This is a genomic window from Mycobacterium palustre, assembly GCF_002101785.1.
Taxonomy (GTDB): Bacteria; Actinomycetota; Actinomycetes; order Mycobacteriales; family Mycobacteriaceae; genus Mycobacterium; species Mycobacterium palustre.
Genome location: NZ_LQPJ01000079.1, coordinates 1 through 23,749 on the forward strand (window position 1 = coordinate 1; position 23,749 = coordinate 23,749).

At 70.0% G+C, this 23,749-nt stretch carries 23 protein-coding genes; 15 read left to right on the top strand and 8 right to left on the bottom strand.

Features of this window, described 5'->3' with window-relative positions:
• Positions 1-111 precede the first annotated feature (111 nt).
• Complete coding sequence (gene greA, locus AWC19_RS08385) at positions 112-606, bottom strand: transcription elongation factor GreA (RefSeq protein WP_085077601.1); 495 nt, start codon at positions 604-606, stop codon at positions 112-114.
• Positions 607-823: 217 nt separating this feature from the next.
• Positions 824-1,258 carry a DUF4307 domain-containing protein gene (locus AWC19_RS08390; RefSeq protein WP_085077602.1) on the bottom strand — a complete coding sequence of 145 codons (435 nt, stop codon included), beginning with the start codon at positions 1,256-1,258 and terminating at the stop codon, positions 824-826.
• A 122-nt stretch (positions 1,259-1,380) separates the two neighbouring features.
• Between AWC19_RS08390 and mca the strand changes: the two genes are divergently transcribed.
• The 4 genes from mca to AWC19_RS08410 are packed head-to-tail and all read left to right on the top strand — an operon-like array spanning position 1,381 to position 4,920.
• Positions 1,381-2,253, top strand: coding sequence for a mycothiol conjugate amidase Mca (gene mca, locus AWC19_RS08395; protein ID WP_085077603.1), 873 nt, complete (start codon positions 1,381-1,383; stop codon positions 2,251-2,253).
• The gene (locus AWC19_RS08400) at positions 2,250-2,516 is read left to right on the top strand and encodes a hypothetical protein (RefSeq protein WP_085077604.1); all 267 of its coding nucleotides are present in this window, start codon (positions 2,250-2,252) and stop codon (positions 2,514-2,516) included. The genes mca and AWC19_RS08400 overlap by 4 nt, the downstream gene beginning before the upstream one ends.
• Positions 2,503-4,518 (top strand): thioredoxin domain-containing protein, encoded by a 2,016-nt coding sequence (locus AWC19_RS08405; RefSeq protein ID WP_085077605.1) that lies wholly within the window; start codon positions 2,503-2,505, stop codon positions 4,516-4,518. Before AWC19_RS08400 ends, AWC19_RS08405 begins: the two co-directional genes overlap by 14 nt.
• 21 nt (positions 4,519-4,539) lie before the next feature.
• Positions 4,540-4,920 carry a nuclear transport factor 2 family protein gene (locus tag AWC19_RS08410; protein ID WP_085077606.1) on the top strand — a complete coding sequence of 127 codons (381 nt, stop codon included), beginning with the start codon at positions 4,540-4,542 and terminating at the stop codon, positions 4,918-4,920.
• A gap of 19 nt (positions 4,921-4,939) precedes the next feature.
• Here AWC19_RS08410 and trhA read toward each other — a convergent pair whose 3' ends face one another.
• Positions 4,940-5,698, bottom strand: coding sequence for a PAQR family membrane homeostasis protein TrhA (gene trhA, locus AWC19_RS08415; RefSeq protein ID WP_085077607.1), 759 nt, complete (start codon positions 5,696-5,698; stop codon positions 4,940-4,942).
• A gap of 153 nt (positions 5,699-5,851) precedes the next feature.
• Here trhA and AWC19_RS08420 point away from each other — a divergent pair, with 153 nt between their 5' ends.
• From AWC19_RS08420 to AWC19_RS08430, 3 genes are all read left to right on the top strand, one after another.
• Complete coding sequence (locus AWC19_RS08420; RefSeq protein WP_085077608.1) at positions 5,852-6,640, top strand: (2Z,6E)-farnesyl diphosphate synthase; 789 nt, start codon at positions 5,852-5,854, stop codon at positions 6,638-6,640.
• Positions 6,641-6,659: 19 nt separating this feature from the next.
• Positions 6,660-8,039: a hypothetical protein gene (locus tag AWC19_RS08425; protein ID WP_085077609.1), complete on the top strand. Its 1,380-nt coding sequence runs from the start codon at positions 6,660-6,662 to the stop codon at positions 8,037-8,039.
• A gap of 215 nt (positions 8,040-8,254) precedes the next feature.
• Complete coding sequence (locus tag AWC19_RS08430; RefSeq protein WP_085077610.1) at positions 8,255-8,677, top strand: hypothetical protein; 423 nt, start codon at positions 8,255-8,257, stop codon at positions 8,675-8,677.
• A 46-nt stretch (positions 8,678-8,723) separates the two neighbouring features.
• On the opposite strand, the gene coaA is transcribed toward AWC19_RS08430, so the two are convergent.
• Positions 8,724-9,662, bottom strand: coding sequence for a type I pantothenate kinase (gene coaA / locus AWC19_RS08435; protein WP_085077611.1), 939 nt, complete (start codon positions 9,660-9,662; stop codon positions 8,724-8,726).
• A 115-nt stretch (positions 9,663-9,777) separates the two neighbouring features.
• Here coaA and glyA point away from each other — a divergent pair, with 115 nt between their 5' ends.
• The 5 genes from glyA (at position 9,778) to AWC19_RS08460 (ending at position 15,997) form a co-directional block, all read left to right on the top strand.
• The gene (gene glyA, locus AWC19_RS08440; RefSeq protein ID WP_085077612.1) at positions 9,778-11,058 is read left to right on the top strand and encodes a serine hydroxymethyltransferase; all 1,281 of its coding nucleotides are present in this window, start codon (positions 9,778-9,780) and stop codon (positions 11,056-11,058) included.
• A 90-nt stretch (positions 11,059-11,148) separates the two neighbouring features.
• Positions 11,149-11,976 (top strand): acyl-ACP desaturase, encoded by an 828-nt coding sequence (locus tag AWC19_RS08445; protein ID WP_085077627.1) that lies wholly within the window; start codon positions 11,149-11,151, stop codon positions 11,974-11,976.
• A gap of 258 nt (positions 11,977-12,234) precedes the next feature.
• On the top strand, positions 12,235-13,548 hold the full coding sequence (gene phoH2, locus AWC19_RS08450; protein WP_085077628.1) for an RNA 5'-3' helicase PhoH2: 1,314 nt from the start codon (positions 12,235-12,237) through the stop codon (positions 13,546-13,548).
• Positions 13,549-13,573: 25 nt separating this feature from the next.
• Positions 13,574-14,449: a polysaccharide deacetylase family protein gene (locus tag AWC19_RS08455; RefSeq protein ID WP_085077613.1), complete on the top strand. Its 876-nt coding sequence runs from the start codon at positions 13,574-13,576 to the stop codon at positions 14,447-14,449.
• Positions 14,450-14,557: 108 nt separating this feature from the next.
• Complete coding sequence (locus AWC19_RS08460) at positions 14,558-15,997, top strand: adenylate/guanylate cyclase domain-containing protein (RefSeq protein WP_245848838.1); 1,440 nt, start codon at positions 14,558-14,560, stop codon at positions 15,995-15,997.
• Here AWC19_RS08460 and AWC19_RS08465 read toward each other — a convergent pair.
• The 3 genes from AWC19_RS08465 to glpX are packed head-to-tail and all read right to left on the bottom strand — an operon-like array spanning position 15,987 to position 19,546.
• Complete coding sequence (locus tag AWC19_RS08465; RefSeq protein WP_085077614.1) at positions 15,987-16,997, bottom strand: hypothetical protein; 1,011 nt, start codon at positions 16,995-16,997, stop codon at positions 15,987-15,989. The two genes, AWC19_RS08460 and AWC19_RS08465, sit on opposite strands and share 11 nt — an antisense overlap.
• Before the next feature lie 17 nt (positions 16,998-17,014).
• On the bottom strand, positions 17,015-18,439 hold the full coding sequence (locus tag AWC19_RS08470; protein ID WP_085077615.1) for a class II fumarate hydratase: 1,425 nt from the start codon (positions 18,437-18,439) through the stop codon (positions 17,015-17,017).
• A gap of 36 nt (positions 18,440-18,475) precedes the next feature.
• Positions 18,476-19,546 (bottom strand): class II fructose-bisphosphatase, encoded by a 1,071-nt coding sequence (gene glpX, locus AWC19_RS08475; protein ID WP_085077616.1) that lies wholly within the window; start codon positions 19,544-19,546, stop codon positions 18,476-18,478.
• A 55-nt stretch (positions 19,547-19,601) separates the two neighbouring features.
• On the opposite strand from glpX, the gene AWC19_RS08480 reads away from it, so the two are divergent.
• From AWC19_RS08480 to AWC19_RS08490, 3 genes are read left to right on the top strand one after another with little or no spacing between them, the layout of a single operon-like run.
• Positions 19,602-20,276: a DUF4245 domain-containing protein gene (locus AWC19_RS08480; protein WP_211284882.1), complete on the top strand. Its 675-nt coding sequence runs from the start codon at positions 19,602-19,604 to the stop codon at positions 20,274-20,276.
• Between the two features lie 13 nt (positions 20,277-20,289).
• Complete coding sequence (locus AWC19_RS08485) at positions 20,290-21,087, top strand: dienelactone hydrolase family protein (RefSeq protein ID WP_085077618.1); 798 nt, start codon at positions 20,290-20,292, stop codon at positions 21,085-21,087.
• 7 nt (positions 21,088-21,094) lie between these two features.
• Entirely contained in the window at positions 21,095-22,651 is a 1,557-nt protein-coding gene (locus tag AWC19_RS08490) for a carboxylesterase/lipase family protein (protein ID WP_085077619.1), read from the top strand.
• On the opposite strand, the gene AWC19_RS08495 is transcribed toward AWC19_RS08490, so the two are convergent.
• The gene (locus AWC19_RS08495) at positions 22,648-23,742 is read right to left on the bottom strand and encodes a 3-beta-hydroxysteroid dehydrogenase (RefSeq protein ID WP_085077620.1); all 1,095 of its coding nucleotides are present in this window, start codon (positions 23,740-23,742) and stop codon (positions 22,648-22,650) included. The genes AWC19_RS08490 and AWC19_RS08495 overlap by 4 nt on opposite strands.
• Positions 23,743-23,749: the final 7 nt, after the last annotated feature.

The following is a 23,749-nucleotide window of genomic DNA, read 5'->3' on the forward strand; positions in this document are numbered from 1 at the left end:
ACACTCAACGCCGCCACAGCGCACTCAGCGGCCTACCACCCATCAGCCGCCTGTAACCAACGTTATGGCCGGGTACACCTAGCGACGCCTCGCCCGGGCGGCCGAGAATCCTCAGGAGTGGTAGGGCTCCGCGCTGACCAGCGTGACCTCGACGGTGTTGCCGTTGGGCACCGTGTAGGTGCGGGTCTCGCCCACCTTGGCGTCGATCAGGGCGCCGCCCAGCGGCGAGTTCGGCGAGTACACCTCGAGCTTGCCGTCGTTAAGGCCCTCCTGGCGGGTCGCGATCAGGAAGGTCTCGGTGTCGGACTTGTCGCCGTTGTAGTAGACCTTGACCACCGAGCCGGGCAGCGCGACGCCCGACTGCTTGGGCGCCTCGCCGACCTTGGCGTTGTTGAGCAGGTCCTGCAGCTGGCGGATGCGCGCCTCCTGCTGGCCCTGCTCTTCGCGCGCGGCGTGGTACCCGCCGTTCTCGCGCAGGTCGCCCTCCTCGCGGCGGTCGTTGATTTCCGCGGCGATGATCGGACGATTCGCGATCAGCTGATCGAGCTCGGCCTTGAGTCGGTCATGTGACTCCTGGGTCAACCAGGTCACCTGGGTATCCGTCATCTCGTCGTGCTCCTCGTATTGTCGTTCGGCGCCATTCGCGCAAGCCTAAAAACCCCGCCGCAGGGAGTGTCCGGGGTCACGCCCCGCCTACGCTGCTCCGTTCTGCCCGCGGCCTCTAATGCAGCAATACACGGTCCCACCAGGAACCGTGCATTCACCCATGTTACCACCGCGCGAACAGTTGATGACGCCATATTCGCAGTTCGCCTCCCCCTGATCAGGCGGGGCGCAGGTATCCGGGCACGTCGGTGCCGCAGCCGTAAATGTCGGCCATCACCGGCGCCTTGCTGGACTTCACCGTGGTCGTCACCTGCACGGTTTTCTGGTCGGACGGCGGGACCAGGACTTCGCGCCGGCCCGTTTCGGTGCCGTCCTTGGCGCGCACCCGCACGATGCAGTCGACCGGCCGCGACGCGTCGGATCGCGTCACGCTGATCGTTACGGACGCCGTCTCCCCGTCGATCACCCGGTAACCCGCCAGCGAGCCCGCGACCTCGCTGGTGCCGAGGCGTCGGTAGCCGACGACGGCCACCACCACGCCGGCGAGAACGGCCAGCACCGTCAGGCCGAACGCCACGCGCCGCCGTGAGACGCGCGACAGCCGCGAGCGCCCGTAGCGGGCCTCGGGGCGCGGAAGGGGAGTTTCGCTCATGCCTGGGTATGCCTGGTCTATGGGCTGCCGGATGCCGGCCCGACAGGATGCAACCATCGAAACTGGAATTATAGGGTCGCTTCTAGCTCTTCAGCTAAGACCAGGGAAACGACGAGGGGAACGTGAGCAAGCTGCGGTTGATGGCGGTGCACGCCCACCCGGACGACGAGTCCAGCAAGGGTGCGGCGACGCTGGCCCGCTACGCCGCCGAGGGTCATCGGGTCCTGGTGGTGACGTTGACCGGCGGGGAGCGCGGCGAGATTCTCAACCCCGCGATGGACCTGCCCGACGTGCTGGAGCACATGGCCGAGATCCGCCGCGACGAGATGGCCAAGGCGGCGGAGATCCTCGGCGTCGAGCACACCTGGCTGGGGTTCGTCGACTCGGGTCTGCCCAAGGGGGACCCGCCGCCACCGCTGCCCGAGGGCTGCTTCGCGCTGGTGCCGCTGGAGGTGTCGGTCGAGGCGCTGGTGCGCGCGGTGCGCGAGTTCCGTCCGCACGTGATGACCACCTACGACGAGAACGGCGGCTACCCGCATCCGGATCACATTCGCTGCCACCAGGTTTCGGTCGGCGCCTTCGAGGCCGCGGGTGACTACGCGCGCTTCCCGGACGCCGGCGAGCCGTGGACGGTGTCCAAGCTGTACTACGTGCATGGCTTTCTGCGGGCCCGCATGCAGCTGCTGCACGACGAATTCGTCAAGCGCGGCCAAGAGGGCCCGTTCCAAAAGTGGCTTAAGCATTGGGATCCCGAGCACGACCCGTTCGAATCCAGGGTGACCACGCGCGTGGAGTGCTCGGCGTACTTCAGCCAGCGCGACGACGCGTTGCGCGCGCACGCCACCCAGATCGACCCGAACGCGGAGTTCTTCGCCGCCCCGATCGAATGGCAGCAGCGGCTCTGGCCGACCGAGGAATTCGAGCTGGCCCGCTCCCGCATTCCGGTCAAACTGCCCGAGGACGACCTGTTCGCCGGCATCGAGGACGACGAGTGAACCATTACCTGCTCCGGCTGATCGCCGACGGGCCCCACAATCAGGGCCCGGACTTCGGCAAGGCCAGCCCGGTGGGGCTGCTGGTGGTCGTGCTGCTGGTGATCGCCACGTTGTTCCTACTGCGGTCGATGAACCGGCAGCTGAGGAAGGTTCCCAAGACGTTCGACCCCGAGCACCCCGAGCCGGATCAGGCCGCCGACGAGGGCACCGACACGGTCGGCGAGAACCCCGACCCGCCGGGACGCCGCGATGAGCCCGGCTGAGCGCGCCGCAGCGAATACCCTCGGGCTGGCCACCAGCCCGTATCTGCGCCAGCACGCCGACAACCCGGTGCATTGGCAGCAGTGGACGCCGCAGGCGCTGGCCGAGGCCGCCGCGCGGGACGTGCCGATCCTGCTGTCGATCGGCTACGCGGCCTGCCACTGGTGTCACGTGATGGCCCACGAATCGTTCGAGGACGACGACGTGGCCGCCGCGATGAACGCCGGCTTTGTGTGCATCAAGGTCGACCGCGAGGAGCGGCCCGACATCGACGCGGTCTACATGAACGCCACCGTCGCGCTCACCGGCCACGGCGGCTGGCCCATGACGTGCTTTCTGACGCCCGACGGCCGGCCCTTCTTCTGCGGCACCTACTACCCGAAAGACAATTTCCTGCAGCTTCTTTCGGCCGTCTCGGCCACCTGGCGCGACCGGCGCGGCGAGGTCGAGGAGGCGTCGGACCGGATCGCCGCCGAGCTGCGCGACCTGGCTGGAGGGCTGCCCGGCGGCGGCCCGCACGTCGAGCCGGCGTTGTGCGACCACGCCGTCGCGGTAATCCTGCGCGACCAGGACACCGTGCACGGCGGGTTCGGTGGTGCGCCCAAGTTTCCGCCGTCGGCGCTGCTGGAGGCGCTGCTGCGCGAATACGAGCGCACCGGGTCGCCGGCGGCGCTGGATGCGGTGGCGCGCACCGGCGCGGCGATGGCCCGCGGCGGTATCTATGACCAGCTTGCCGGCGGCTTCGCCCGCTACAGCGTCGACAACGCTTGGGTGGTACCGCATTTCGAGAAGATGCTCTACGACAACGCGTTGCTGCTGCGCGTGTATGCGCACTGGGCCCGGCGCACCGGGGATCCGCTGGCGCGCCGGGTCGCCGCGCAGACCGCGGGTTTCCTGCTCGACGAGCTGGTCGAGGGCGGGATGTTCATCTCGTCGCTGGACGCCGACGCCGCCGGCCGCGAGGGCCTGACCTATGTCTGGACGCCCGAGCAGCTGACCGAGGTGCTCGGTGTCGACGACGGGCGTTGGGCCGCAGAGCTTTTCGCGGTCACCCCGACCGGCACGTTCGAGCGCGGCAGCTCGGTGCTGCAGCTGCGCGCCGACCCCGACGATCCGCAACGATTCGAGCGGGTGCGGACCGCGCTGCTGGCCGCCCGGCTCACCCGCCCCCAGCCCGGGCGCGACGACAAGGTGGTCACCTCCTGGAACGGGCTGGCGATCACCGCGCTGGCCGAGGCGAGTGTGGCCCTGCAGGACCCGCAGCTGGGCGAGGCGGCGCGGCGCTGCGCTTCGTCGCTGCTGCGCCTGCATGTGGTCGACGGGCGGCTGCGGCGCGCCAGCCTCGGCGGCGTGGTCGGCGACAGCGCGGCCATCCTCGAGGACTACGCGATGCTGGCCACCGGGCTGCTCGCGCTGTACCAGCTGAGCCCCGACGGGCCCTGGCTGGCCGCGGCCACCGAGCTGCTGGACAGCGCGCTGCGCCACTTCCCCGACCCGCAGCGCCCCGGCCGCTGGTTCGACACCGCCGACGACGCCGAGCAACTGGTGCTGCGGCCCGCCGACCCGCTGGACGGCGCGACCCCCTCGGGCGCGTCGTCGATCACCGAGGCGCTGCTGACCGCCGCGCACCTGGTCGACGGCGGACGCGCGGAGGCGTACCTGCAGGCGGCCTCCGATGCCCTTGACGCGCATTCGGTGCTGCTGGAACGCGCGCCGCGGTCGGCCGGGCACTGGCTGGCCGTCGCCGAGGCCGCCGTCCGGGGGCCGCTGCAGATCGCGGTCGTCTGCGACCCGGCGCGGTCGGCGTTGCTGGCCGAGGCCCGGCGGCTGGCCCCGGGCGGGGCGATCGTGGTGGGCGGCGAGACGGGGTCGTCGGCGCTGCTGGCGGGCCGGGACCGACTGGACGGCGCCGACGCGGCCTACGTGTGCCGCGGCCGGGTGTGCGACCTACCGGTGTCCCGGGCCGCCGAACTGGCGGCCGCTCTGGGTGTTTCGGGCGGCTAGCCCGGCGGCTACCCTGCGCCCATGCCGAACGCCGACAGGGTGCAAGCGATCACCGACACCGTCAACCGTTACATCGAGCTGGTGGCCAAGGGCAGCGTCGACGAGCTCGTGGAGCTGTACGCCGACGACGCGACCGTCGAGGACCCGGTCGGCGGCGAGGTGCACATCGGTCACAAGGCGATCCGCCGGTTCTACTCGGCGGTCAGCGACGTGCAGCGCGAATGCGAGCTGGTGTCGCTGCGGGTGGCCGGCAACGAGGCGGCGTTCCAGTTCCGGTTGACCGTGACCGCCGGCGAGCACCGGATGGTGATCGAGCCGATCGACGTGCTGGTCTTCGACGCCCACGGCAAGGTCGCCGCGATGAAGGCCTACTGGTCGGCGGCCGACGTCAGGCAGGTGTAGCCCGCCGACACCGCGGCGGTCATGCCGGGTGGCCGACGTAGAACACGGCCAGCCACATCGCGATGTAGTGCAGGATCGCCGCGATCGCGGTGAAGGCGTGGAAAAACTCGTGATAGCCGAACGTCTTCGGCCACGGGTCGGGCCAGCGCAGGCCGTAGAGCAAACCGCCGATGCTGTACAGCACCCCGCCGACGGCCAGCAGCACCATGGCGGCCACCCCGGCGACGTGGATGATCGTGGGGGCATACCAGACCGCCACCCAGCCCAGCAGCAGGTACAGCGGCACGCCCACCCAGCGCGGCGCCGAGGGCCAGCACAGTTTCAGCACGATGCCCGCCAGCGCGCCGCCCCACACGATGCACAGCACCAATCGCCCGTCGTGGGGCGGCATCGCCAGCATCGCGAACGGCGTGTAGCTGCCCGCAATGAACACGAAGATCATCGAATGATCGAGCCGCTTCATCCGCTTGCGGGCGCTGTCCGACTTCCAGTTCACCCGGTGGTAGGTGGCGCTGACGGCGAACATCGCCACCGTGGCCAGGGCGTAGGCGAAGGTGGTGAGCCCGGCGCGGGTCGAGGCCACCGCCCATGACACCGACACCAGGCTGGCGCCGCAGACGATCGCAAGCCACGCGGAGTAGAAGTGGATCCAGCCGCGCATGCGGGGCTTTTCCAGAACGTGGGCAACACCTTCGGCGAGCTGTTCGACGGTGTTGCCCGGCGTGATCGCCTGCGATTCGGGCTCCCGCTTTGCGGGCGTGCCGGTCTGGCTGCTCATGTCTCCTGTTGCCTCGTCGTGCAGGTCAGAAAATTGCCAGGGGTGCTTTCAACCACAGTAATAGGAAATCGTCACCCGGCGGCGTCGGCGTGCGCTGATATTGCCTGCGATCCGCGCCGGAAATCGGTCCCGCTCACAGTAGGGTGGAGCCTCGTGGAGATCATTCCGCCGCGGCTCAAAGAGCCGTTGTACCGCGTCTACGAGCTGCGGCTCAGGCAGGGTCTGGCGGCCTCCAAATCGGAGCTTCCCCGCCACATCGCGGTCCTGTGCGACGGCAACAGGCGGTGGGCGCGCAACGCCGGGTACGACGACGTGAGCTACGGCTACCGGATGGGTGCGGCCAAGATCGCCGAGATGCTGCGCTGGTGCCAGGAGGCCGGCATCGAGATGACGACGGTGTACCTGTTGTCGACTGAGAATCTGCAGCGCGACCCCGACGAGCTGGCCGGGCTGATCGAGATCATCACCGACGTGGTCGAGGAAATCTGCGCGCCGGCCAACCGCTGGAGCGTGCGCACCGTCGGCGATCTCGCGCTGATCGGGGAGGAACCGGCCCGCCGGCTGCGCGACGCGGTGGAGTCCACGCCGGCCGTCGCGCCGTTCCACGTCAACGTCGCCGTCGGCTACGGCGGGCGCCGCGAGATCGTCGACGCGGTGCGCGCGCTGTTGAGCAAGGAGCTGGCCAACGGGGCGACCGCCGAGGAGCTCATCGACGCGGTGACCGTCGACGGCATCTCCGAAAACCTCTACACCTCGGGGCAACCCGACCCCGACCTGGTGATCCGCACGTCGGGGGAGCAGCGGCTGTCCGGGTTCTTGCTGTGGCAGAGCGCCTACTCGGAGATGTGGTTCACCGAGGCGCACTGGCCCGCGTTCCGCCGCGTCGACTTCCTGCGCGCGCTGCGCGATTACAGCCAGCGGCATCGCCGCTACGGCAAGTAACCCGTGCCAAACTGGATGCATGGCTGCGCTGTCGGCGGTGGTTTTCACGCTGAGCGGGTGGCTGGGGTTGTACCTGCTGGCCCGCGATCCCCGAAAGCCGGTGCTTGCGCTGGCGGCGATCGGGCTGTGCGGCTTCGCGCTGGTGGTGGCGCTGGACGCGGTGCGCACCGGCGGCAGCCCGCACGCCGCAGCGCTGGGCCGGCTGGAGATCTATCTGGCCGCCGTGCCCAGCGTCGCGTGGTTCGCGGTCCTCGTCGAACTGTCCGCGCCGCGTGACAGTTGGCGGGCGCGCAGCCGCGAGGTGCTGCTCATCGTCGGCGTCGCCGCGCTCACCTTGGCCGGCGCCGTGATCGCGGGCAGCGTCGAAGGGCCGCTGCGGCCGGGGCATGTGCTGATGATGGCGGTGATCTCGGTGTCCACGCTGGCCGCGATGGTCTTCGCGATACGGCGGGCCGACCAGCCGGTGCCCGTTGCCGGCGTCGTGGTCGTCGCCACGCTGTTCTTCGCGCTGGCCAACGCGATCCTGATCATTCCGTTGGGCCTGGTGCCGAGCTGGCTGGCGTTGGCGTCCACCGGTTTCGACGTCCTGATGCTGGGCGTGGCGGTGGCGCTGTGGGACGCGTTCGACGAGGGCCAGGCGCTGCGCGCGGACATGCTGCGCTCGTTCGCCGGCTGCTCGGCGGTGGCGCTGCTGTTCGGCGGCCAGGCGCTGATCGGTCTGGCGCTGACGCGGCACGAGCCCACCGCGCAGGCCGTGCTGACCGTGCTGCTGTTCACGACCCTGGCGATCGCCATCACCGTCCAGGTGCTGGCCGACCCGCTGGCCGGGTTGCTGGACCGGCTGGCGTTCTGGAAGTCGCCCGCCCTGCGGGCGGACCGGGCCGCGTTGCGGCACACCGGGGCGGCCTTGCCGCTGCGCTCGGAGGACCCGCGGCGGGACATCCAGGGCGTCGACGACGAGACCTTCGCCCGGCTGACCCGGCGGGCGCTCGGCCACTACGGCGACCTGACCAAGCTGGTCGCCAGCCCGCTGACCGCGTTGCCGGTGATCGACGAGCGGCTGGCCGCGCGGGGTGCGCCCGATCACCCGGTGGAGCGGGCCAACGAGCTCAAGGCCGTCCTCGCCGACGGGATCGCGCGGCTCAAGCCCCGCGACGGCGGCGACTTCGGCACCACCGAGCAGTGGCGGTACTACAACTCGCTGTACTTTCCCTATGTCGTCGGGGTGCGCGCCTACGCGCAGAACGCCACGGCCGCCGGGCTGGATCCCACCGCGCGGCAGGCGTGGCAGTGGCTGGTCACCGAGGTTCCGCAGCGCTCGCTGCACAACTGGCAGAACGCCGCGGCCCGGCTCATCGCCGCCGACCTGCGCGGGCGGGTCCCGGTCCCCAGCGAATAGCCGCGGGCGCGCCCCCACCGCGCGCCCGAGCGTCCCGGCGGGCCCACAACCGCGATTTTGTCCGGGGATTGCCGCGGGATCCGGGAATAGCCGCACAACGAGCCTGGTCATTGTTCTCGTGGCAGTAGCTGGCAGTGCCACGAGTCGATATGGCAGTGCTTCGGCGGCACGCTCAAACCTGTTCGACCCTTCCCCATTCGCCGAGGAGTAATGACATGGCATCCATTTCGAATGCACCTGGTGTCCGCACCCCACCCCTCTACGACTCGACCGATTCGCTGCTGCGTTTCGCGATGCGCGCCGACGCCACGCTGACCGGATTGTGCGGTTTGGCCGTCGCCTTTTTCGCCGACCCGATTTCGTCGATGACCGGCCTGGCGTCGGGTCAGGAATACGCCCTGGGCGCGTTTTTTGTGCTCTACGGCCTGGCGGTGTTCAGCCTGGCGGCGACGCCGAACCTGCGTCGGGCCGGCATCGGCGTCGTCGCGGCCAACATCGTCTACACGCTGGCCGCGATCCTGGCCGCCGAAGCGGTGCCGATGACCTCGATCGGGGTCGCCGCGACGTTGGCCACCGGTATCTACACCGCCGCGTTCGCAGGGTTGCAGTACCTGGGAGTGCGCCGCCTCGCGGCGTAGCCAACCGCCCAGCGGGGCCCCGGCGGCGGGGCCCCGCCAGCCGCACCTACAGCTTGCGCAGGCGCAGCCGGTTGATGGAGTGGTCGGCGTCCTTGCGCAGCACCAGCGTGGCCCGCGGCCGGGTCGGCAGGATGTTCTCGACCAGGTTGGGCCGGTTGATCGATCGCCAGATTTCGCGCGCGGCGGCGACCGCCTTGGTGTCGTTGAGGGCCGAATAGTGGTGGAAGTGCGACTCGGGGTCGGCGAACGCGGTGCTGCGCAGCGACAGGAACCGCGATACGTACCACTGCTCGATGTCCTCGATGCGGGCGTCGACGTAGAGCGAGAAGTCGAAGAGGTCCGACACCATCAGGGTGGGACCGGTCTGCAAGACGTTGAGTCCCTCGAGGATCAAGATGTCGGGGTGGCGGACGACGTGCTTGGCCCCCGGGATGATGTCGTATTTCAAGTGCGAATACACCGGCGCGCACGCGTAATCCGAACCGGACTTGACCGACGTCACGAACCGCAGCAGCGCCCGGCGGTTGTAGCTCTCCGGGAAACCCTTGCGGTGCATCAGGTTTCGCCGATCCAGCTCGGCATTGGGGTATAGGAATCCGTCGGTGGTCACCAGGTCCACCCGGGGGTGGTGGTCCCAGCGTGCCAGCAGCGCCTGCAGCACGCGCGCGGTCGTGGACTTGCCCACCGCCACGCTGCCGGCCACGCCGATCACGAACGGCACCGGCCGGTCGGGAGTTTGCTGCGGTTCGCCGAGGAATTCCGCGGTGGCGGCGAAAAGCCGCTGGCGGGCGGCGACCTGAAGGTGGATCAGCCGGGCCAGGGGCAGGTATACCTCTTCGACCTCCTGCAGGTCGATCTGCTCACCCAGGCCGCGCAGGCCGACCAGTTCCTCTTCGGTGAGGGCCAGCGGAGTCGACATGCGCAGGGCACGCCATTGCTTCCGGTCGAACTCGACGTACGGACTCGGCTCGCTAAGCCGCGGCATGTGCCCAGTGTTGCAGGGGCGGATGCGCGCCCGACGGCTGGGCCGGGTAAAAGGCGCGCTGGATAGACTGGCCTGCGTGACTGCTGCACCGGACGCCCGCACCGCCGAATCCGTGATGTCCGCCCCGCTCGCGGAGGTCGACCCCGACATCGCCGAGCTGCTGGACAAGGAACTGCACCGGCAGCGCGACACCCTCGAGATGATCGCGTCGGAGAACTTCGTGCCGCGCTCGGTGCTGCAGGCCCAGGGCAGCGTCCTGACCAACAAGTACGCCGAGGGCCTGCCCGGCCGGCGCTATTACGGCGGCTGCGAGTACGTCGACGTCGTGGAGAACATCGCCCGCGACCGGGCCAAGGCGCTGTTCGGCGCCGACTTCGCCAACGTCCAGCCGCATTCGGGCGCCCAGGCCAACGCCGCGGTGTTGCACGCGCTGATGACCCCGGGGGAGCGCCTGCTGGGCCTGGACCTCGCCAACGGCGGCCACCTGACTCACGGCATGAAGCTCAACTTCTCCGGCAAGCTCTACGACGCCGGCTTCTACGGCGTCGACCCCACGACGCACCTGGTCGACATGGATGCGGTGCGGGCCAAGGCGCTCGAGTTCCGGCCCAAGGTGATCATCGCCGGCTGGTCCGCCTACCCGCGCATCCTCGACTTCGCCGCGTTCCGGTCGATCGCCGACGAGGTCGACGCCAAGCTGTGGGTGGACATGGCCCACTTCGCCGGGCTGGTGGCCGTCGGGCTGCACCCCTCGCCGGTGCCGCACGCCGACGTGGTCTCCACGACCGTGCACAAGACGCTCGGCGGCGCCCGTTCCGGGATGATCCTGGGCAAGCAGGAGTACGCCAAGGCCATCAACTCCGCGGTGTTCCCCGGCCAGCAGGGCGGCCCGCTGATGCACGTGATCGCCGGCAAGGCGGTCGCGCTCAAGATCGCCACCACCCCGGAATTCGCCGACCGTCAGCAGCGCACGCTGTCCGGGGCGCGCATCGTCGCCGAGCGGCTGCTGGCCGCCGACGTCCGCCAAGCCGGCGTGTCGGTGGTCAGCGGCGGCACCGACGTGCACCTGGTGCTCGTCGACCTGCGCGAGTCGCCGCTGGACGGCAAGGCCGCCGAGGACCTGCTGCACGAGATCGGCATCACCGTCAACCGCAACGCCGTCCCCAACGACCCGCGGCCCCCGATGGTGACGTCGGGCCTGCGGGTGGGCACCCCGGCGCTGGCGACGCGCGGCTTCGGCGACGAGGAGTTCACCGAGGTCGCCGACATCATCGCCACCGCGCTGGCCGCGGGCACCTCGGCCGACGTGGGCGCGCTGCGGCAGCGGGTCACCCGGCTGGCCCGGGACTTCCCGCTGTACGAGGGGCTGGAGAGCTGGACCCTGGTCGACCGCTAGCGGTGGCCCGGCCGGGAACCAAAGTCAGCATTTGGCCTAGACACGCCCGGCGATTTCACAGCATCTGTGTACGCGGGTTACAGTTACTTCATGGCACAGAAACCTGTTCCTAACGCACTGACGCTCGAACTCGAGCCGGTCATCGAGCAGCTCATGGACCACCACCTCAACACCGAGGAGTTGTGGTACGCGCACGACTACGTGCCCTTCGACCGCGGCGAGAACTTCGCCTTCCTGGGCGGACGGGACTGGGACCCGTCCCAGGCCTCGCTGCCGCGCGCCTTCACCGACGCCTGCGAGATCCTGCTGCTGCTCAAGGACAACCTGGCCGGACACCACCGCGAGCTCGTGGAGCACTTCATCCTCGAGGAGTGGTGGGGACGCTGGCTGGGCCGCTGGACCGCCGAGGAGCACCTGCACGCCATCGCGCTGCGCGAGTACCTGGTCGTGACCCGCGAGGTCGACCCCGTGGCCAACGAAGAGGCGCGCGTCCAGCACGTGATGAAGGGCTACCGCGCCGACACCTACTCGCAGGTCGAGACGCTGGTGTACATGGCGTTCACCGAGCGCACCCAAGCCGTGTTCTGCCGCCACCTGGCCGCCCGACTCGAGGAGCCGATCCTGGCCGGGCTCATCGACCGCATCGCCCGCGACGAGGAACGCCACGAGGAGATCTTCGCCAAGCTCGTCGCGCACTGCCTCGAGTACACCCGCGACGAAACGATCGCCGCGATCGCCGCGCGGGCGGGCGACCTGCGGGTCGTCGGCGCCGACATCGACGCCTACGCCGACAAGGTGCAAAACGTGGCCGACGCGGGCATCTTCGGTCCCGAAGACCTGCGGCAGGCCATCTCGGACCGCATCGTCGCATGGGGCGTGGCCGACGAGCCCGCGCTCAAGCAGTTCGTCCTCGGTTAGGCGACTCGTAACGCGCTCGCGCCCGGCCGGCCGCCGTATTCGGTGCCGCCGTGCCGGTCTCGGCGCGCCTGCGCGGCGGGCGAGCGGCGACGAGAGTAGCGTCGTTCCCGATGGTCAGCGACATGTTCAGCTGCCAGGGCGGCACCTCCGTCACCACTCAGGTGGTTCTAGGCAGGACCGGCCCCGGTCCTGGTGCTGCGGCTCCCGCCGACATGCCTGTGCGGGTCCGCGCGGGCTTACCCGCTCGAGGAGCGCTTTGTGACCGAATCCCGGACCCCGCGGAAAACCTATGTGCTCGACACCTCCGTGCTGCTGTCCGACCCGTGGGCGTGCAGTCGGTTCGCCGAACACGAGGTGGTGGTTCCGCTGGTGGTGATCAGCGAGTTGGAGGCCAAACGCCACCACCACGAATTGGGCTGGTTCGCCCGGCAGGCGTTGCGCCTGTTCGATGATCTTCGGCTCGAGCACGGACGGCTGGATCAGCCGATTCCCGTTGGGACACAAGGCGGCACGCTGCACGTCGAACTCAATCACACCGATCCGACGGTGCTGCCCGCCGGGTTTCGCACCGACAGCAACGACTCGCGCATCCTGAGCTGCGCGGCCAACCTCGCCGCCGAGGGCAGGCGAGTCACGTTGGTCAGCAAGGACATTCCGCTGCGGGTGAAGGCCGCCGCGGTGGGCCTGCCCGCCGACGAATACCACGCGCAGGACGTCGTGGCCTCCGGCTGGTCGGGGATGCACGAGATCGAGACCGCCGCCGAGGACATCGACGCGCTGTTCACCGAGGGTGAGATCGACCTCGTCGAGGCGCGAGACCTGCCCTGCCACACCGGGGTTCGGCTGCTCGGCGGCAGCTCGCACGCGCTGGGCCGGGTCACGCCCGCCAAGCGGGTCCAGCTGGTGCGCGGCGACCGCGAGGTCTTCGGGCTGCGGGGGCGTTCGGCCGAGCAGCGGGTCGCCCTCGACCTGCTGCTCGACGAGTCGGTGGGCATCGTGTCGCTGGGTGGCAAGGCCGGCACCGGCAAGTCGGCGCTGGCGCTGTGCGCGGGGCTCGAGGCGGTGCTGGAACGGCGCACCCACCGCAAGGTGGTGGTGTTTCGACCGCTGTACGCCGTCGGCGGCCAGGAGCTGGGGTACCTGCCGGGCAGCGAGAGCGAAAAGATGGGCCCCTGGGCCCAGGCGGTCTTCGACACGCTCGAGGGGCTGGCCAGCCCGGCGGTGCTCGAGGAGGTGCTCTCCCGAGGCATGCTCGAGGTGTTGCCGCTGACCCACATCCGCGGCCGCTCGCTGCACGATTCGTTCGTGATCGTCGACGAGGCGCAGTCGCTGGAGCGCAACGTGCTGCTCACCGTGTTGTCCAGGCTGGGCGCCGGGTCGCGGGTGGTGCTCACCCACGACATCGCCCAGCGCGACAACCTGCGCGTGGGGCGCCACGACGGGGTCGCGGCGGTGATCGAGAAGCTCAAGGGTCATCCGCTGTTCGCCCACATCACGCTGCTGCGCAGCGAGCGGTCCCCGATCGCCGCGCTGGTCACCGAGATGCTGGAGGAAATCGCCGGTCCGCGCTGAACGGGCCCTTCGGTAGGCTGCCAGCGTGCCGAAACGACCCGACAGCCAGGCCTGGCGCTACTGGCGGACCGTTTTCGGCGTCGTCGCGGCCGCCGCCGTGCTGGTGATCGGCGCGCTGACCGGTCACGTCACGCGGGCCGACAACCTGAGCTGCTCGGTGGTCAAATGCGTCGCGCTGACCTTCGACGACGGCCCGGGACCCTACACCGACCGGCTGCTGCGCATCTTGAAGGACGCCGACGCCAAGGCGACCTTCTTCCTGATCGGCAACAAGGTCGCCGCCAACCCGGCGGGCGCCAGGCGCATCGCCGAGGCCGGCATGGAATACGGCAACCACACCTGGGAACACCCGAACATGACGACGATCCCGCCCGAGGACGTCGAAGGCCAGCTGTTTAAGGCCAACGACGCGATCGCCACCGCGACCGGCAAGGCGCCGTCGCTGTGGCGGCCGGCCGGCGGGCTGTCCAACGACGCGGTGCGCCAGACCGCGGGTAAGCTCGGTCTAGCCGAAATCCTTTGGGATGTAATCCCTTTCGATTGGATCAACGACTCCAACACGGCCGCGACGCGGTACATGCTGATGACCTACATCAAGCCGGGGTCGGTGGTGCTGTTCCATGACACCTACTCGAGCACCGTCGACCTGGTGTACCAGTTCATCCCGGTGCTCAAGGCCAACGGCTACCGCCTGGTGACCGTCAGCGAACTGCTCGGGCCGCGGGCCCCCGGGAGCAGCTACGGCGGCCGCGACAACGGCCCGCCCGCCAACCAGCTGCACGACATCCCGCCCGGCGATATCCCGGCGTTGCCCAACACGCCCTCGCCCAAGCCGATGCCCAACTTCCCGATCACCGACATCCCGGGGCAGAACTCGGGCGGCCCGAACAACGGGGCGTAACACGACGTCGGACACCCGCGCGGTTATTTTTAGAAGGTGATCAGCCCGGCGGCGAGGCAACGAAAGTCGGCCCGCCGGTTCGCGACCGAATACGCGGTCGCCCTCGCGCTGGCCTACCTGATCGGTGTGTTCGACGCGGCGGCGATCTTGATCCCGTTACGGGGATTGACGTCCGTGGCGCAAAACGCCCACTTCGCCGAGAAGAACACGCCGGTGATGGCGGTCCTGATCACGCTGGGCACGGCGGCCGTCGCGACGGGCGGCGTGGTGAGTCTGGCCCCGACGCTGCGCTGGTATGTGGCCGGCGACGAGCCGACCGCGGAACAGCGCGAGGCGGCGATGAAGATCCCCGGCCGCCAGACGGCGATTTTGCTACTGGCCTCGGGTGTGGTCGGCGCGATCTTCGTGCTGATCAACCTGGCCGGCGGGGCGAAGCTGCTGCTGCCGATCCTGCTCGGCATCGTGTTCGGCGGCCTGGCCGCCGCCGGCGGCGGGATGCTGCTCGCCCAACGCACCCTGCGCCCGATCATGGGCGCCGCCACGCTGGGGCAGGAGCCACGGTTGACGGTGCCGGGCGTGTTCGCCCGGCTGGTCATGCTGTGGGTGCTGTGCAGCGCGCTTCCCATCGGGGTGATCGCGACCCTCGTCGTGCTCCGCCCGCACGGCTGGCTGATCCAGCGGTCCGCGTCGCTCGACGTGCCGGTTCTGGTGGTGTCGCTGGCGGCGCTGCTGCTGGGGATGCCCACGATGATCCTCACGTCGCGCTCCATCTCCGATCCGCTCTGCGAGGTCGTCGACGCGATGGCCGAGGTCGAACACGGCCGCATCGGGACCTACGTCGGCGCCTACGAACGCTCCCAAATCGGGCGCCTGCAAACGGGATTCAACCGGATGGTTGCCGGGCTGGCCGAGCGGGACCGGCTGCGCGACCTGTTCGGACGCCACGTGGGGACCGGCGTCGCCCAGCGCGCCATCCAAGAGGGTGCGTCGCTGTCCGGCGACGTGGTCGAGGCGGCGGTCCTGTTCATCGACTTGGTGGGTTCGACCCGGCTCGCGGAAAGCCGCCCGCCGCAACAGGTTGCCGAGGTGCTCAACGACTTTTTCCGCATAGTCGTCGCCGCCGTCGACGAAAACCACGGGCTGATCAACAAATTCGCCGGCGACGCGGTGCTGGCCGTCTTCGGGGCGCCGTTGCGCACCGGCGAACCGGCATCCGCGGCGCTGGCGACCGCGCGCGCGTTGGGCATCCAACTGCGCAGGCTGCCCGTCGATTTCGGTATCGGCGTCTCGGCCGGCCGAGTGTTCGCCGGCAACGTCGGCGCCGAAAACCGGTACGAGTACACGGTGATCGGCGACGCCGTCAACGAGGCCGCGCGGCTGGCGGACCTCGCCAAGACCGCCGACCGGCGGATTCTGTGTTCGGCGGCCGCCGTCGACCGGGCCGACGACGCCGAGCGCGCGCACTGGGCCGAATGCTATTCGACCGTGCTGCGCGGGCGCTCGGAAGCCACCCACGTCTCGGCGCCGGCGGACCCGGCTACTTGCTGACCTTCAGCGCCCCGATGACCTTGTTGATGATGCCCGCCGAGCCGGCGTCGCCGATGGGCGTCGCGCCCATGAAGACGGTGACCGGCTTGGTGTTGACCGCGATGATGACCACGGAGTCGCCCTTGACGTTGCGGGCGGGGTCGGCGATCGTGATGTCGGCGTCCACCCGGGCGGCCTTGACCCCGTCGACCGTGAGCGACGACGTCTTCGTCGGGCCCAGCGTGGGCGTGGCGTTCGCGTAGCCGGGGCCGTTGGCCACGCATTCCATCAACTTCGACGCCTGGGCGCCGACGTCCATGCTGGAGACGAAGTTGGTCACCGCGACCTCGGCCTGCATCATCCACTGGGTGGCGGGCGGGGGCACTTCGGTTCCGACGCCGACGGCGCCGATCAGGTTGGGGCTCTGGTCGTCCGAAAAGCCTTGCCACCCCGGGGTTGCGCTGGCCGGGAACGACAGCTTGCCCGCGCTGATCGTGTCACCGGTGGGCTTCTCCCCGCCGGACACGTTGGGCGTGCAACCGGTCGCCGTCTGCTGGGAATTGTTCGGCTGCGAGCTCGACGTCGGCGCGCTCGTCGATGGCGAGGGGCCGGCCTTGTTCGACTTGTTCCCGCCGCTGAGGCCGATCACCACGATCACCACCAGCACGATGACGCCGAGCACCGCCAGGCCGGCCAGGATCAGCCACGGCGCCTTGGAGCGGGGGCCGCCCGGCGGCGGCCCGGGCGGGTACGGCCCGCCCGGCCACCCGGGGGGCACCGGTTGGCCCTGCGGGGGGTATGGCTGGCCGGGCGGCGGATAGCCGCCCGGCGCATAGGGATTCGCGCCGCCCGGCGGGGGGCCGTACGGGCCGCCCGGCGGCGGGTACGGGTAGCCGCTACCGGGTGGCTGCCCGCCGGGTGGCGGACCGCCCTGGGGCGGGCCGCCCCAATATGGGCCCTGCCCATACGGATTCGTGCCGTAGGGATCCTGACCGTACGGACCGTCGGGGGGAGCCGTCATCGCTGAACCACCGTCATCTAGTCCTCCGGTTTCGCCTCGTCGTGTACGCGGGCCATCGCCAGCACGTCCAGTCGGCGGTCCAGCTCCTCTAGCGACAGCTTGTCGCTGATTAGGCCCCGGTCGATGACGGTCTGGCGAATCGTCTTGCGCTCCTTGAGCGCCTGCTTGGCCACCGCGGCGGCCTCCTCGTAACCGATGGCCGAGTTCAGCGGCGTCACGATCGATGGCGACGACTCGGCCAGCTCGCGCAGGTGCTCGACGTTGGCCTTCAGGCCGACGATGCAGCGCTCCGCGAATAGCCTGGAGACGTTGGTCAGCAGCTTGAAGGACTCCAGGATGTTGCGGGCCATCATCGGGATGTAGACGTTGAGCTCGAAGGCGCCGTTGGCGCCGCCCCAGGCGATCGCGGCGTCGTTGCCGATCACCTGAGCGGCGACCTGCGTAACCGCCTCCGGCAGAACGGGATTCACCTTGCCTGGCATGATCGAGCTGCCCGGCTGCAGGTCGGGCAGCTGGATCTCGGCCAGGCCGGTCAGCGGGCCCGAGCCCATCCAGCGGACGTCGTTGGCGATCTTGGTCAGCGACACCGCGATGGTGCGCAGCGCCCCGGACGCCTCGACCAGCCCGTCGCGCGCGGCCTGCGCCTCGAAGGAGTTGGTGGCCGTGCGCAATTCGCTCAGGCCGGTGGAGGCGACCAGCGTCTCGACCACCTTGGCGCCGAAGCCCTCGGGCGCGTTGAGGCCGGTGCCCACCGCGGTCCCGCCGATCGCCAGCTCACCCAGCCGTGGCAGCGTCGCGCGCACGCGCTCGATGCCCGCCTCGACCTGGCGGGCGTACCCGCTGAATTCCTGGCCCAGGGTCACCGGCACGGCGTCCATCAGGTGCGTGCGGCCCGACTTGACCACGCTGCGCCACTCGCGCGCCTTGCTGGCCAGGGCGTCGTGCAGGACCTCCAGCGCCGGGATCAGGTGGCGCACCGCGGCCTCGGTGGCCGCGATGTGGGTGGCGGTGGGGAAGGTGTCGTTGGACGACTGCGACATGTTGACGTCGTCGTTGGGATGCACCGTCACACCGCCGGCCGCCGCGATGGAGGCGATCACCTCGTTGGTGTTCATGTTCGAGCTTGTCCCCGAACCGGTTTGGAACACGTCGATGGGGAACTGGTCGTCGTGGCGGCCGTCGGCGATCTCGGCGGCCGCGGCGATGATCGCGTCGGCCTTCTCCGGGGCCAGCAGCCCGAGGTCCTTGTTCACCTGCGCGCAGGCGCCCTTCAGCAGTCCCAGCGCGCGGATCTGGGTGCGCTCCAGGCCGCGCCCGGAGATCGGAAAGTTCTCGACCGCGCGCTGGGTTTGCGCGCGCCACAACGCCTTTGCCGGCACCCGGACCTCGCCCATGGTGTCGTGCTCGATGCGGTATTCGGTATCGGTGGCACTATCGGCCATAAGCAGCAGTCCTTGTCGTGAGGCGTGGTTGTCGGTCTAGGGCAGGGGATAGGCGGCGGAGCTGTCGCCGGTGAAGTCGATGGCGGAATACTCGTTGAGCTTGGAGAGCCGATGGTAGGCCTCGATCATGCGCACCGTGCCCGACTTCGACCGCATCACGATCGACTGGGTGGTGCAGCCGCCGGGGTAGTACTGCACCCCCTTGAGCAGGTCGCCGTTGGTGACGCCGGTGGCGCAAAAGAACACGTTCTCGCCGGACACCAGGTCCTCGGTGGTCAGCACCCGGTCGACGTCGTGGCCGGCGTCGATGGCCTTCTGGCGCTCCTCGTCGTCCTTGGGGGCCAGCTGCGCCTGGATGGCGCCGCCCATGCAGCGGATCGCCGCCGCGGCGATGATGCCCTCCGGGGTGCCGCCGATCCCGGCCAGCATGTCGGTGCCCGACAGGTACCGGCAGGCCGAGATGGCGCCGGCGACGTCGCCGTCGGTGATCAGCCGGATGCGGGCCCCCGTCGCGCGGACGTCCTCGATCAGCTGGGCGTGGCGCGGCCGGTCCAGGATGCACACCGTCATGTCGCGCACCGACAGGCTCTTCGCCTTGGCCACGGCCTTGATGTTCTCCGAGATCGGTGCGGTGATGTCCAGGACGTGGGCGGCCTCGGGCCCGACGGCGATCTTGTTCATGTAGAACACCGCCGACGGGTCGAACATCGCGCCGCGCTCGGCCACCGCCAGCACCGAAATGGCGTTCGGCATGCCCTTGCTCATCAGCGTGGTGCCGTCGATGGGGTCGACGGCGAAGTCGCACTCCGGGCCGTCGCCGTTGCCGACCTCCTCGCCGTTGTAGAGCATCGGCGCGTTGTCCTTCTCGCCCTCGCCGATGACCACCACGCCGCGCATCGACACCGAGTTGACCAGCTCCCGCATCGCGTCGACGGCCGCGCCGTCGCCGCCCTCCTTGTCGCCGCGGCCCACCCAGCGCCCCGCGGCCATGGCGCCGGCCTCGGTGACCCGGACCAGCTCCAGGGCCAGGTTGCGGTCCGGGGCTTCGCGGCCCGGGCGCGTCGACGACGAACGGGGTCCGGATGAGCGGTCGCCCTCAGCTGTCATGGTTGCCGATTGTCCCAGAAGCGGATCTGCCTGCTGGAACTGGGATACTCGGGACATGACCCACGAGCCGCAGCCGAACGCCGAGGTAGGCGAGCCGGTCCCGACGCCCAAGCCCGCCAAGCCGCGGCTGCTACAAGACGGCCGGGACATGTTCTGGTCCCTCATTCCGCTGGTGGTGGGCTGCATCGTGCTGGCGGGGCTGGTCGGGATGTGTTCGTTTCAGCCCGGCGGGACCAACAAGGGCGCGGTCCCGTCCTACGACGCGGCGGGGGCCCTGCGGGCCGACGCCCAGACCCTGGGGTTCCCGGTCCGCCTGCCCCACCTGCCCGCCGGCTGGCAGCCCAATTCCGGCGGCCGCGGCGGCATCCAGAACGGCCGCACCGACCCCGCGACCGGTCAGCGGCTCAACGCGGCCACCTCGACGGTGGGCTACATCAGCCCGACCGGCATGTACCTGAGCCTCACCCAGAGCAACGCCGACGAGGACAAGCTGGTCGCCTCGATCCATCCGTCGGCCTATCCGACCGGAGCCGTCGACGTCGACGGCACCCAATGGGTCGTCTATCGCGGCGCCGGCGGCGGTGGCGCGGACGCCGAGCCGATCTGGACCACCCGGCTGGCCGGCCCGGCCGGGGCCACCCAGGTGGCGATCACCGGCGCCGGCGGCGCCGATCAGTTTCGTACGCTGGCGTCGGCGACGCAATCGCAGCCGCCCCTGCCCGCACGCTGAAGGAGGGAATGGCGTGACCGCACCCCAAGCAGACCTGTCCGGATGGACGGTGGCCCCGTTCACCGGCGGCGGCTACACCCACGACGTCTACCGCAAGGGCGCCGGGCCCGGGGTGGTGCTGATCCCGGAGCTTCCCGGCATCCATCCCGGTGTGCTGGGCCTGGGGAATCACCTGGTGGACAACGGCTTCACCGTCGCGATCCCGTCGCTGTTCGGCACGCCGGGCAAGCCGGCGACCGGCGCCTACGTGGTGGCCAGCATCGCGAGGGCTTGCGTGGCAAGGGAATTCGCCGCGTTTGCCACCAACAAGCAGCGGCCGGTGTCGTTGTTTTTGCGGGCGCTGGCGCGTGACCTCAACGCGTCCACGCCGGGCAGGGGCGTCGGCGTCATCGGCCAGTGCTTCACGGGCGGCTTCGCGCTGGCCGCCGCGGTCGACGACAGCGTGCTGGCCCCGGTGCTCAGCCAGCCGTCGGCTCCGCTGCCGTTGGGCCGCGCGCGACGCGCCAACCCGGGCCTGAGCGACGCCGAGCTGGCCACCGTCGCCGACCGCTGCGCCAACGACGGGCTGTGCGCCATCGGCCTGCGGTTCAGCGAGGACAACCTCGCGCCGCGGGAGCGGTTCGCCTCGCTGAAAAAGCGGCTCGGCGACGCGTTCGAGGTCATCGAGATCGACTCGAGCCCCGGCAACCAGGGGGGCTTCGCCAAGGGGGCGCACTCGGTGCTGACCGAGGAGGTCCGCGAGGTCGACGGCCAGCCGGCCTACGAGGCCCGCAAGCGGGTGGTCCAATTCCTCACCGAGCGGCTGCATTAGGGGCCGCATGGCGATCGACGAGCAGGTCGTCGAGACCAGCTACGGCCCGGTCCGCGGCACCGACGTGGCCTGGCAAGGGGGACGCGTCAAGGCGTGGAAGGGCATTCGCTACGCCGCGCCGCCCGTCGGCGAGCTGCGCTTCCGGTTGCCGCGGCCGCCGCGACCCTGGACCGAGGTCGCCGACGCCACCGGGTTCGGCCCGGCCTGCCCGCAACCGTCCTTTCCCACCATGCCCCTGGATCTCGGCGCGCCGCAGGGCGACGACTGCCTGACCCTGAACGTCTGGGCATCCTCGGACACCGAACCCGGCGACGACAAACCGGTGATGGTGTGGCTGCACGGCGGCGCCTACGTGCTGGGGTCGGCCAGCCAGCCGCTCTACGACGGGCGCCGGCTCGTCGGCGGCGGGGACGTCGTGGTGGTAACGGTCAACTACCGGCTCGGCGCGCTGGGCTTTCTCGACCTGTCGTCGTTCAACACCGCACGGCGCCGCTTCGACTCCAACGCCGGGCTGCACGACGTGTTGGCGGCGCTGGGCTGGGTGCGCGACAACATCGCGGCGTTCGGCGGAGATCCGCGGCGGGTCACGCTGTTCGGGGAATCCGCGGGCGCGGGGATCGTCACCACCCTGCTCGCCTGCCCGGCCGCCGAGGGCCTGTTCGCCGCCGCGATCGCCCAAAGCTCGCCGGCCACATCGGTGTACGACCGCGACCGGGCCCGCCGCGTCGCGTCGAGCCTCCTCGACAAGCTGGCGATGGCGCCGTCGGACGCCGACCGGCTGGTCGACGTGCCGATCCCCGCGCTCCTGGCGGCGTCGCAGCGGGTCTTCGAGGAAGTGCCGGTGCGCAACCCGGGCACGCTGGCGTTCGTCCCCATCGTCGACGGCGACCTGCTGCCCGACTACCCGGTCAAGGTGGCGCAACAGCGACGCTCGCACCCCGTCCCGCTGATCATCGGCACCAACAGACATGAGGCGGCGCTGTTCAGGTTGATGCGGTCGCCGTTGATGCCGATCACCCCGCGCGCGCTGACGTCCATGTTCACCCAGATCGCCGCCGAGCAGCCCGACCTGCAGCTGCCCACCGAGGAGCAGATCGGGTCGGCGTATTCGCGATCGCGGCGCCGGGCGCGGTCGTTGAGCATCGCCACCGACGTCGGCTTCCGGATGCCGTCGGTGTGGCTGGCCGAGGGGCACTCCCACGTGGCGCCGGTGTACCTCTACCGGTTCGACTACGCCGCCCCGCTGCTCAAGGTGCTGCTGGTCGGCGCCGCCCACGCCACCGAATTGCCTTACGTGTGGGGCAATCTCGGCGCACCCAAGGACCCGACGTTGAAGCTCGGCGGCGCCAGAACCGCCAAGGCGGTCTCGAAGCGGGTGCGCACCAGGTGGCTTAACTTCGCCGCGCACGCCAAGCCCGCGGGCCCGCCCGGCGAGCCGGACTGGCCGCCCTACCAGCAGACCGACCGCTCCTGCCTGCTGATCGGCAGGCGCGACACCGTCGCCCACGACGTCGACGCGCAAATCCGCGCCGCGTGGGGCAGCGAGATGGTGAGCTTCCGCTAGCCTGCGGCCGCCGCCTTGCCGGCCCGCGCTTGGCTTTTCATCTTCTTGAACAGCTCCACGTAGTAGGGCAGGCACTCCGACAGCGCCTTGTCGGTGGTGAACAGCGGCTCGTAGCCGAGGTCGCGCCGCGCCTTGTCGATCGAGTAGTAGTTGTCCAGATACAGCCGCTCGACGGCCAGCGGTTCCAGCAGCGGCGCCGGTATCCCGAACCGGAAATGCATGCGCTGCCAACCGGTCATCGCCGCGCGGACAATCGGTCCGTTGACCCGGATCCGCGGCCAGTTCTCGCCGCAGGCCTCCATCACCGGCCGCGCGAACTCGAACATGTTGATCGGCTCGCCGTCGTTGATGAAATACGCCTGACCGGGCGCGGTCCCGCCGGGTACCAGATGCTGGGCGGCCAGGATGAAACCGTGAATCAGGTTGTGCACGTAAGAGTTGTCCAGCTTGGCCGACTTGCGGCCGATCAACACCTTGACGTGCCCGGCGATCACGCTCTCGAACATCCTGCGAAACATCGTCTGGTCGCCGCGGCCCCAGATGCCGCTGGGCCGGATCGCGCACGTCAGCATGCCGTCAACGCCGTTCTGGGACAACACGAACCGCTCGGCGACCACCTTGGTCTCGGTGTACAGGTCGTTGAACCGGGTGGTGTAGGGCAGGGTTTCGTCGCCGCCCGCGATGTGCTGGCCGCCCATCACCACGCTGTTGGACGAGGTGTAGACGAACCGCTTGACGCCGGCCGCCTGCCCGGCGTGCACGAGGTTCTCCGTTCCGCCGACGTTGACGGCGAAGCTGCGCTGGCGGTACTCGGCGCTCACCGACGCCCCGCCCATCAGCTCGATGATGGCGGCGGTGTGAAAGACGGTGTCGATGCCGTCGACGGCCTCGGCGCAGGCCGCCCCGTCCGTGATGTCGCCCGCCAGGACTTCCAGCCGGGGGTGCTCCGGCAGCGGCGACGGGGCGCGGTCGAAGGAGCGCACCCGGTACCCGCGGTCGAGCAAGGTGGTCACCAGGTTGGCGCCGACGAAGCCCGAGCCGCCGGTGACCAAAACGCGGCCGAGTTCGGTCGTCAGCGATGCATCACCCATGCGGGAA

Excerpts from the sequence above, each read along its gene's own strand:
- AWC19_RS08410 (WP_085077606.1), top strand. The coding sequence starts at position 4,540 with ATGCCGAACGCCGACAGGGTGCAAGCGATCACCGACACCGTCAACCGT.
- AWC19_RS08445 (WP_085077627.1), top strand. The coding sequence starts at position 11,149 with ATGGCACAGAAACCTGTTCCTAACGCACTGACGCTCGAACTCGAGCCG.
- glpX (WP_085077616.1), bottom strand. The coding sequence starts at position 19,546 with ATGACAGCTGAGGGCGACCGCTCATCCGGACCCCGTTCGTCGTCGACG.
- AWC19_RS08470 (WP_085077615.1), bottom strand. The coding sequence starts at position 18,439 with ATGGCCGATAGTGCCACCGATACCGAATACCGCATCGAGCACGACACC.
- AWC19_RS08465 (WP_085077614.1), bottom strand. The coding sequence starts at position 16,997 with ATGACGGCTCCCCCCGACGGTCCGTACGGTCAGGATCCCTACGGCACG.
- AWC19_RS08495 (WP_085077620.1), bottom strand. The coding sequence starts at position 23,742 with ATGGGTGATGCATCGCTGACGACCGAACTCGGCCGCGTTTTGGTCACC.
- trhA (WP_085077607.1), bottom strand. The coding sequence starts at position 5,698 with ATGAGCAGCCAGACCGGCACGCCCGCAAAGCGGGAGCCCGAATCGCAG.
- AWC19_RS08425 (WP_085077609.1), top strand. The coding sequence starts at position 6,660 with ATGGCTGCGCTGTCGGCGGTGGTTTTCACGCTGAGCGGGTGGCTGGGG.
- AWC19_RS08490 (WP_085077619.1), top strand. The coding sequence starts at position 21,095 with ATGGCGATCGACGAGCAGGTCGTCGAGACCAGCTACGGCCCGGTCCGC.
- AWC19_RS08390 (WP_085077602.1), bottom strand. The coding sequence starts at position 1,258 with ATGAGCGAAACTCCCCTTCCGCGCCCCGAGGCCCGCTACGGGCGCTCG.
- AWC19_RS08405 (WP_085077605.1), top strand. The coding sequence starts at position 2,503 with ATGAGCCCGGCTGAGCGCGCCGCAGCGAATACCCTCGGGCTGGCCACC.
- AWC19_RS08480 (WP_211284882.1), top strand. The coding sequence starts at position 19,602 with ATGACCCACGAGCCGCAGCCGAACGCCGAGGTAGGCGAGCCGGTCCCG.
- coaA (WP_085077611.1), bottom strand. The coding sequence starts at position 9,662 with ATGCCGCGGCTTAGCGAGCCGAGTCCGTACGTCGAGTTCGACCGGAAG.
- glyA (WP_085077612.1), top strand. The coding sequence starts at position 9,778 with ATGTCCGCCCCGCTCGCGGAGGTCGACCCCGACATCGCCGAGCTGCTG.
- AWC19_RS08430 (WP_085077610.1), top strand. The coding sequence starts at position 8,255 with ATGGCATCCATTTCGAATGCACCTGGTGTCCGCACCCCACCCCTCTAC.
- greA (WP_085077601.1), bottom strand. The coding sequence starts at position 606 with ATGACGGATACCCAGGTGACCTGGTTGACCCAGGAGTCACATGACCGA.